This window comes from Streptomyces sp. (genome assembly GCF_031178505.1).
In the GTDB taxonomy this organism is placed as follows: domain Bacteria; phylum Actinomycetota; class Actinomycetes; order Streptomycetales; family Streptomycetaceae; genus Streptomyces; species Streptomyces gulbargensis.
This window is the reverse complement of record NZ_JAPSIW010000262.1, coordinates 1-8,320: the sequence shown is the minus strand read 5'-3', so window position 1 is coordinate 8,320 and position 8,320 is coordinate 1. Positions and strand designations below refer to the sequence as shown.

Below are 8,320 nucleotides of genomic sequence, written 5' to 3'. Positions count from 1 at the left end.
GGGGCGCGGAACCGCACCGCGAGATGCGCGACGAGCGCGAGCAGCCCGAGCCCCGCGCCGTACCGGACGGCGTCGGGCGGGACGGCACCGTTGTGGGCGAGCCCGACCTCCGCGTACCCGAGCACGGACAGCAGGACCGCGCCGACCAGGAGGGAGAACTCCACCCCGCGGCGCTTCGGCACACGGACCCCGAGCGGCGGCGCGTCCGGGCTCGGGGGTGCGGTCATGGTGCGCAACGTAGCAAGCCGTATGCCCTATGTCCCTTTTGTGTGACGGTGTGCCGTGCGGTCGTCGTGCGGGTGGCGGGTGAGGCCCCCGCGTTCACGCGCCTCCGCCGCGCCGGCCCGCGTCCCCCACGCCTCCGTCCCCCACGCCCCCGCTCGCCGCCTCCCCGCCGGCGTCCGCCGCGTGTCCGTACGGGGGCAGCCGGAGGCGGGCCTCGGCGCCGCCGCCCTCCGGGTTCACGAAGACCAGCTCCGCGCCGATCACCCGGGCCTGACCCGCCGCGATGGTCAGGCCGAGACCATGGCCCTTGCCACCGCCCTCCGTACGGAACCGCTGCGGTCCCGTCTCCAGGAGGTACGCCGGAAAGCCGGGCCCGTGGTCCCGCACCGTCACCAGCGGGCCGTCGACGGTCACCACGACCGGCGGGGCCCCGTGCCGGTACGCGTTGGCCACCAGGTTGCCGAGCACCCGTTCCAGGCGCCGCCGGTCGGTCTCGACCTCCGCGTCCCGCACGATCCGCAGCTCGGCCGGGGCGCCGGCGGGCGGGGCCCCGGTCCGGGGACCGCCCCCGGCGGAGGCCCGGACCACGCGTTCGGCGACCGGGCCCAGCCGGTGCACCGCCACGTCCACGGTCTCGCTGCGCGCGTCCAGGCGTGAGATCTCCAGCAGGTCCTCGGTCAGCGACCGCATCGCCCGGACCCGGTCCCGTACGAGCTCCGAGGGCCGCCCCTCCGGCAGCAGCTCGGCCGCCGCCGAGAGGCCCGTCAGCGGGGTCCGCAGTTCGTGCGCGACATCGGCGGTGAACCGCTGCTCGCTCTGCAGCTTGCGCTGGAGCGAGGACGCCATCGTGTCCAGCGCCCCCGAGACCGTCGCCACCTCGTCCTGCGGGCGGGAGGGGTCCTTGGTGCGCGGATCGTCCACGCGCGCGTCGAGGTCACCGGCGCTGATCCGGCGCGCCACCCGGGCGGTGGCGTGCAGCCGCCGCGTGACCCGGGTGACGGCGAAGGCGCCCACCAGCAGGGTCGTCCCGATGGCGAGCGCGGAGGAACCGAGGATGGCCCGGTCCAGCGCCTCGATCGTCTCGGCGCTCTGCGTGTGGTCGACCCGCACGGCGAGGGCGCGCACGGCCGCCGGCCCGTCCGCCCCGCCGGTCCGCGGGGAGTCGGCCGGACCCGCCGCCCACATGGTCGGCCGCCCCTCGTGGTCGGCGACCATCGTGCCGTGCTCGCCCCGCAGCGCGAGCGCCCGCAGGGCCGCCGGAAGGCCGGGCGGGTCGATCGCGGCGAACCGGGGGAGCGGTTCCCCCGCCTCGTACGTGCGGCTCGCCTCGGTCAGCCGGGCGAGCGCCTTCTCGCGGGAGTCGTCCACCGTCCGTTCGGTCACCGACACGTGGACGAGGACGCCGAGCAGCGCGGCCAGGGCGCAGCACATCACCGCGATGAAGACGGCGGCCTTCCAGGTCAGGGTCGCCGTCCAGGCGGGCGGCCGGGGCAGCCTCACGGCGCGGTTCCGTCGGAGGCGGGGGCCGTCTCCCCGGGCGCGGAACCGGGCGCGGTCTCCTCGGGCGCGGTGCCGTCGGGGCCGGTCTCCCCCGGGGCGGGAACGGGTGCCACCGGAGGCGGCGAGGCCTGGGGAGTGGCCGGCGGGGTGGGCGGCGCGGACGGGGCGGCGACGGAGGGCACGCTTCCGGGCGGCCGGACACGGACGATCTCGTCCCGGGCGGGCAGCATGCTGCCCTGGTCCTCGTCCCACGACCAGGCGGTGCGGTACTCGTATCCCGGGATGCCGGCGGAGCCCACCCGCATGATCAGGTCCCGTCCGGCCAGCTCCACGCTGATGACCTGCTCGACGGTGGACATGACCCGGGTGAGCCCGCCCTTCTCGGCCCGGTAGACCAGCACGGCCACCTGCTGGTCGGGCAGCCGGATCCCCGCGATCAGCTCGTCCCGGCCGTCACCGGTGAGGTCGTGGTAGTACGGCTCCATCAGCGGGCACCCCGCGGACCCGGCCCCGCCGGCGCAGGCCCCGATCGCCCGTACCGTCCCCGCGTACACGCCGTTCGGGCCCGAGACCGTGTCGGGACGGGCGCGGACCTCCGCGCGGACGACGGCCATCGGGTCGACGGTGTGCACGTCCCCGGCGGTGACGGTGATGCCGGGCACGCGTGCGTTGTCCGTCTCGCCGTAGTCGATCGGCGGGTTCGTGGCGGGCGGCAGGCCGGGCCAGAACCGTACCGGCCCCACGGCCGTGGACGTCGGTCCCGCGCTCTCCAGCCGCCCCTCTCCCGCCGCCCCGCAGCCGGCGGCGGCCAGCGCGAGGACACCGGCGGCGACGAGGGCCGTCGCCGGCGGGGCGGAGCGGCGGGTCACGGTGTTCCTCGCGGGTCCGGGGACAGGTGGTTCTCCCGTAGACCTTAAGGCCTGATGCGTACGGAAGTCCTTTATGTCCGAGTGTGGAGGGCTAGCGCGAGTGCCGTTCCATCCGGGCCAGGGCCGCCCGGCAGAGGGTCAGCAGCTTCTCGTCCTCGTGGATGTCGTGGCTGCCCGAGGTGCCCTCGCGGGCGTTGTGGCGGCGCCTGCGGGTCAGCTCCGTGAGGACCACCAACTGCGCGTCCGCCGCCGCCGGACCCATCTCCGCCAGGCACGCGGCGACCTCGGGGCGCGTGTGCCGGTTCTCCTCCCACGCGGTGAGCAGCACCGGCAGCGCCCGGTCCGTCTCGCCGGAGACCCGCCACAGGGCCGCCGCTCCGTGGACCCGTACCCACAGGTCCCGCGAGGCCAGGCCGGGGCGCAGCGCGGAGGCCGCGGGGCTCGCCGCCGGACCGATCGCGCCCAGCGCCTGGGCGGCCGCGCACCAGTCGCCGGCGGGGACGCCCGGCCGCAGCCACCGTTCCAGGGCGGGCAGCACCTCTCGCGTGTCGCCCTCGGCCGCCCACAGGGCCCGGGCCGCCCAGGTGGCCACCGGGGCCGCGTCGGCGGTCAGGAACCGGCGCAGGTCCCAGGCGGCCGCCCGCGCGGCCGGGCCGAAGGCCGCGAGCGTGCGCAGCGCCGACTCCCACACCCAGTCGCGCCGGTTCGGAGAGGCCCCGCGCAGCACCCGCAGCACCTCCGGCACGGCCTGGGCGCCCCGGACGGCGCCGAGCGCGTACAGGAGCGGGGCTGCCCGGTCGTAGAGCCGCTCGTCGAGGTCGACCTCCGCGAGCCGGAGCCGCAGCAGCGGCGTGAGCGCGGCGGCGGCGGGGCCGAGGCCGTCCACCGCGTACAGCAGCTCCTGCCGGACCTCCCCCCGTTCCAGGGCGCGCGCGAGCAGCGGTACGGCACGGGCGTCACCGGCCCGGGCGAGCGCGAGGAGCGCCCCGTCACCCCCCGGCCGGTCCCCGCCTCCGCCCCCCTCCGGGGCGCCACCGGGGCCGGTACGGACGCCGCCCGGCGCCTCGGAACGGCCGAAGCCGCCCGTACCGCCGGAGCCGTTCGAGCCACGGAACGCGCCCGACCCGTACGCCTCACGCGTCCCGTACGTCTCCAAGGGCTCGTACGGCACGTAGGAGACGGCCGACCGGGCCCCCGCGCGCGCGGCGAGCGCGTCGGAGGCCGGGCCGCACAGTTCGAAGAGGCGCTCCAGGAAGGCGGTCGCGGCCTCGCGCAGCCGGGGCTCGGGGTCGTGCAGCTGCGCACCGACCAGGCGGACCACCTCCTCGTACCGTCCCCGCCACCGCCGTATCAATCCGCCGCACAGCCAGATGGCGTCCGCCCGCTGCCCCCAGTCGGGGCTGCGCAGCTGGGCCAGGACGAGGGCGATGCGGTCGTCGACCCGGTCGTCCAGGGCGGTGTGCAGGGTCCGCAGCAACTCCTCCGTCCAGGGGGCGGGCCGGCCGGCCGTGTGCTCGCCGAGTAACTCACGGACCTGCCCGATCAGCGTCGGGGTGGAGGGCGGCCGCCCCTCACCGGAACCGGCGGCGGGCGATCCGTTCCCCGTACCAGGTCCCGTGGGCGCGGGCGAACCCGCACCCGCCACCGGCCCGGGCCCGGCGCCCGGCCCCGTCCCGCGCGGCACCGCCCTGATCTGCTCCAGGAGCTCGGTCACCCGCTCCACCACGTCGTCCGGGATGGCGGCCGGAGCGCACCGCGCCAGCTGGGCGAGGGCCGCGAGCCGCAGCCCCGGGTCCTGGGCCGCGCGGGCGAGCCAGTCCAGCCACTCGACGGTCTCGTCGCGGAGGGAGGCGTGCCGCAGGGCGATCTGCCCCACCGCGGCCACCAGCGCGAGCAGCACCTCGGTGTCCCGCTCGACGGTGAGCCGCTCCCGCAGCAGGGTCAGGACCCGGCCCGGCTCCGGGTGCAGGGAGGCGAGCGCGCAGGGCGCGGCGAGCCGTACCTCGGGGTCCGGGTCCGCGACGAGCCCGAGGAAGACGTCGGCCCCGGCGGCGACGGCGGCCGCCGCCATGGCGTAGTTGGCGGCGGGGATGAACTCGTCGTCGTCCGGCCCCGGTTCGTCCAGCTCGTCCTCGTCGTCGTCCAGCTCGATCCCGCCGATGCTGGTGAGCAGCTCGATGATGCAGCCGCGGTCCTGGACGGCCGGGTCGGCGACCAGTTCGAGGAGGAAGGGGATGCAGGCGAGCGTCGAGTCGTAGACGTCGCCCTGGTGGTGCACCGCGCCGTACATGCCGTCGAGCGCGGTCTCCCGCTCCGCCGGATCGGGGGAGGCGAGCCCGCGGAGCAGTGCCGGTACGTCGTCCGCGGGGCCGTACGCGTGCCCCAGTGAGGCCCAGTCGACCTCCTCGATCCCCGTCAGCATTGCCAGGCCGCCTTCCCCGTGAGCGCTGTACCAGGCAGCAAGTGTGCACCACGGCACGGAGGACAGCCCCTTACTGTCCGTATCGCCCCTGCCCAGTGCGCGAGTTGCGCTTGCTTTGCGCCATGTGCGGTGCGCTGTCCGGCAGTTGCGCAGCGTGGCGGAGCCGGGCGCGGCCACCCGCCTCCCTCGCCGCGCTCAGGGCTCGCCCCGCACTCGCACGAACGCGGCCGTCTCGTGCCGCCCGGCGACCTGGCGCAGCTCCACCGCGAGCGGGCGGTCGAGCAGCGTGACGGGCCCGTGCCCGGGGTCCCGCACGGACGCTCCGAGCCGGTCGCGCACCAGCTCGCCGACCAGCCGGGCCTGCGCCGGCGTCAGCCGGGGCGAGGTCAGCACCGTACGGTCGTCGGGCAGCCGGACGAGGAGCGCCCGGGGCCGGTCGGCCGGGCCGGTGAGCCCGACCAGGACGCCGTCCGTGGTGTCGGCGTGCCGGACCTTCCGCCACGCCCAGCCGCGGCCCGGCCGGTACGGCGAGGCCAGCGTCTTGGCGACGATCCCCTCCACCCCGGCCTCCCGCAGGTCCCGGAACCAGTCGCGCGCGGTCTCCTCGTCCCGGGTGGCGAGCACCCGCTGGAGCGGCGGCTCGGCGTGCCGCAGGGCCGCGCCGAGCAGCTCCCACCGGTCGCGCAGCGGCAGGCCGCGCAGGTCCCGGCCCGGCATGGCGAGCAGGTCGAAGGCCACGTAGAAGACCGGGACGCCGGACCGGACGCGGTCCGCGTGCGAGCGGAGCAGGTCGGGGAAGCTGAACCGGCCCTCCCGGTAGGCGCACAGTTCGCCGTCCAGCACGATCCCCGGCGGGAGCTGGGCGCGCAGCTCCGCGGCGATCCCGGGGAACTCGGGCGCGAGGTCCCGGTGGGTGCGGGACTGGAGGACGACCTTGCCCGCGTCGAGGACGAAGGCGAGCGCGCGGAAACCGTCGAGTTTGAGGGAGTACTGGAGGTCGTGCGGCGGCGGCTTCTGCGGGGGAATGGCGTCGGCGGAGCGCGGCCGCACGACGTCCACGGGCGGGACGAGGACGACGGGGGAGGGGGAGGCGGAGCGTCCGGCGCGGCCCTCGCCGTCCGTGCCGCCGTGGTCGTGCGGGTCCTCGCCGCCGTTCGTGCCGTCCGGGCCGGGGGCGCCGGTTCCCGGGGCCGCTCCCGGTCCGCCGCCGGGGACGGCCTCGGGGCCGGGGCCGGAGGTGGCTCCGGGGCCGGACTCAGGGGCCGGTCCGGGCCCGCCGCCCGCTCTCCGCGCGGCCGGCCTCACGGCACGCCCCCGGCCCGCTCCGGCGCGAAAAGGGGCGCGAGGAGCTCGCCGTACCGCTCCAGACGTGGCGCGATGTCGTCCATGAGGAGCACGAGGTCCTCGGGGCTCCGGCAGCCCTCGACCTCCTCCCAGGTGACGGGCGCCGAGACGGCCGGCAGGGCCCGGGCCCGCAGGGTGTAGGGCGCCGCGGTGGTCTTCGCCGCCGCGTTCTGGCTGTGGTCCACGAAGACCTTCCCGGGCCGCAGCGCCTTGGCCATCCGGTGCACGACCAGCCGCGGCAGGTCGGCCTCCGCCTCGACGGCGAGCCGGCGCGCGTACGCCGACACCTCCGCCGAGGGCGTGGGCTCCACGGGCACCAGCAGGTGCAGCCCCTTGGATCCGGAGGTCTTGGCGAAGGCCTCCAGACCGTCGGCGGCGAGCCGCTCCCGCAGGTGGAGGGCGACGCGGCAGCACTCCACGACCGTCGCGGGCGGCCCCGGGTCGAGATCGAGGACGAGCCGGTCGGCGACGGCGGGGGAGGAGGCCCGCCACTGGTGCGTGTGGAACTCCACGACGAGGTTCGCCGCCCACATCAGCGAGGCCAGGTCCTCGATCACCACCTGCCGGGCCCCGGGGTCCTCGGAGCGGGGCACGGGGGCGGTGTTCACCCAGGCGGGCGTGCCGGGCGGAGGGTTCTTGGTGAAGAACAGCTGACCGTCCGGACCGTCCGGATAGCGCAGGAAGGAGACCGGCCGGTCCCGCAGATGCGGCAGGATCGCGGCCCCGACGGTCGCGTAGTAGTGCAGCACCTCGCCCTTGGTGGTGCCCGTGACCGGATGGATCACCTTGTGCAGGTTGCTGAGCGTCAGGCGCCGCCCCTCCACCTCTGTGATGGGCGTCATACGATGAGAATCCCATGATTCCCGTCCATATGGTGTGAAGGGAGCGAACCGTGCGTTCCATCTGGAATGGCGCCATTTCCTTCGGGCTGGTCAGTATCCCGATCAAGCTCGTGAACGCCACGGAGAGCCGGTCCGTCTCCTTCCGTCAGATCCACGTCGAGGACGGCGGGCGCATCCGCTACAAGAAGGTGTGCGAGCTCGACGGGGAGGAGGTGTCCGCTCCGGAGATCGGCAAGGCGTACGAGGACGCCGACGGGACCATGATCCCGATCACCGACGAGGACCTGGCCTCGCTGCCCCTGCCGACGGCCAAGACGATCGAGATCGTGGCGTTCGTCCCGGCCGCCGAGATCGACCCGATCCAGATCGACGCCGCGTACTACCTCTCCGCGAACGGCGTGCCGGCCGCCAAGCCGTACACCCTGCTCCGCGAGGCGCTCAAGCGCAGCGACAAGGTGGCGGTGGCGAAGTTCGCCCTGCGTGGCCGGGAGCGGCTCGGGATGCTGCGCGTCGTGGACGACGTGATCGCGATGCACGGGCTGCTGTGGCCGGACGAGATCCGCGTCCCGGAGGGCGTGGCGCCCGAGACCCCGGTGAGCGTACGGGAGGCCGAACTCGACCTGGCCGACGCCCTGATGGCGACGCTCGGCGAGGTCGACATCAGCACGCTGCACGACGACTACCGCACGGCCGTGGAGGAGATGATCGCGGCGAAGGCGGCCGGCGGCGAGGGCGTGGCGCCTCCGGAGCCGGGCGAGGAGCGGCGCGGCGGACAGGTCATCGACCTGATGGCGGCCCTGGAGAGCAGTGTGCGGGCGGCGAAGGAGGCGCGCGGGGAGGCGCCGGCGGAGCGGGAGGCCGCCGAGGTGACCGAGCTCAAGCCGCGCGGGCGGAGGGAGGAGGCGGGGGAGGCCGGCCGGAAGGGGAGGGCGGCGCGGAAGGCTCCGGCGGGGAAGGCCTCCGGGCGCTCCGGGGACAAGGCCTCCGACGGCGAGGCGCCGGAGGAGAAGGCCCCGGCCAGGAGGACCGCCGCGAAGAAGACGACGGCGAAGAAGACCACCGCCAAGAAGACCCCCGCCAAGAAGGCCACCGCCAAGAAGACGGCGCAGAAGGCCACG

Annotated in this window: 6 protein-coding genes and 1 pseudogene; 1 reads left to right on the top strand and 6 read right to left on the bottom strand. The window is 75.9% G+C overall.

Annotated elements, in window-relative coordinates:
• The 6 genes and pseudogenes from RIF68_RS18440 to ligD all read right to left on the bottom strand — a co-directional run.
• Positions 1–227 (bottom strand): annotated as a pseudogene (locus RIF68_RS18440) (FtsW/RodA/SpoVE family cell cycle protein); the annotation flags it as partial.
• A 94-nt stretch (positions 228–321) separates the two neighbouring features.
• Entirely contained in the window at positions 322–1,725 is a 1,404-nt protein-coding gene (locus tag RIF68_RS18435) for a HAMP domain-containing sensor histidine kinase (protein WP_309052369.1), read from the bottom strand.
• On the bottom strand, positions 1,722–2,594 hold the full coding sequence (locus RIF68_RS18430) for a hypothetical protein (protein WP_309052368.1): 873 nt from the start codon (positions 2,592–2,594) through the stop codon (positions 1,722–1,724). The genes RIF68_RS18435 and RIF68_RS18430 overlap by 4 nt, the downstream gene beginning before the upstream one ends.
• A 91-nt stretch (positions 2,595–2,685) precedes the next feature.
• Positions 2,686–5,016, bottom strand: a complete 2,331-nt coding sequence (locus tag RIF68_RS18425) for a PBS lyase (RefSeq protein WP_309052367.1) — start codon at positions 5,014–5,016, stop codon at positions 2,686–2,688.
• 195 nt (positions 5,017–5,211) lie between these two features.
• Positions 5,212–6,321 (bottom strand): DNA ligase, encoded by a 1,110-nt coding sequence (locus tag RIF68_RS18420; protein WP_309052366.1) that lies wholly within the window; start codon positions 6,319–6,321, stop codon positions 5,212–5,214.
• On the bottom strand, positions 6,318–7,202 hold the full coding sequence (gene ligD, locus RIF68_RS18415) for a non-homologous end-joining DNA ligase (RefSeq protein WP_309052365.1): 885 nt from the start codon (positions 7,200–7,202) through the stop codon (positions 6,318–6,320). The genes RIF68_RS18420 and ligD overlap by 4 nt, the downstream gene beginning before the upstream one ends.
• A 50-nt stretch (positions 7,203–7,252) precedes the next feature.
• Here ligD and RIF68_RS18410 point away from each other — a divergent pair.
• The coding region (locus RIF68_RS18410; RefSeq protein WP_309052364.1) for a Ku protein at positions 7,253–8,320 on the top strand (1,068 nt) is incomplete at its 3' end.

Excerpts from the sequence above, each read along its gene's own strand:
- RIF68_RS18425 (WP_309052367.1), bottom strand. The coding sequence starts at position 5,016 with ATGCTGACGGGGATCGAGGAGGTCGACTGGGCCTCACTGGGGCACGCG.
- ligD (WP_309052365.1), bottom strand. The coding sequence starts at position 7,202 with ATGACGCCCATCACAGAGGTGGAGGGGCGGCGCCTGACGCTCAGCAAC.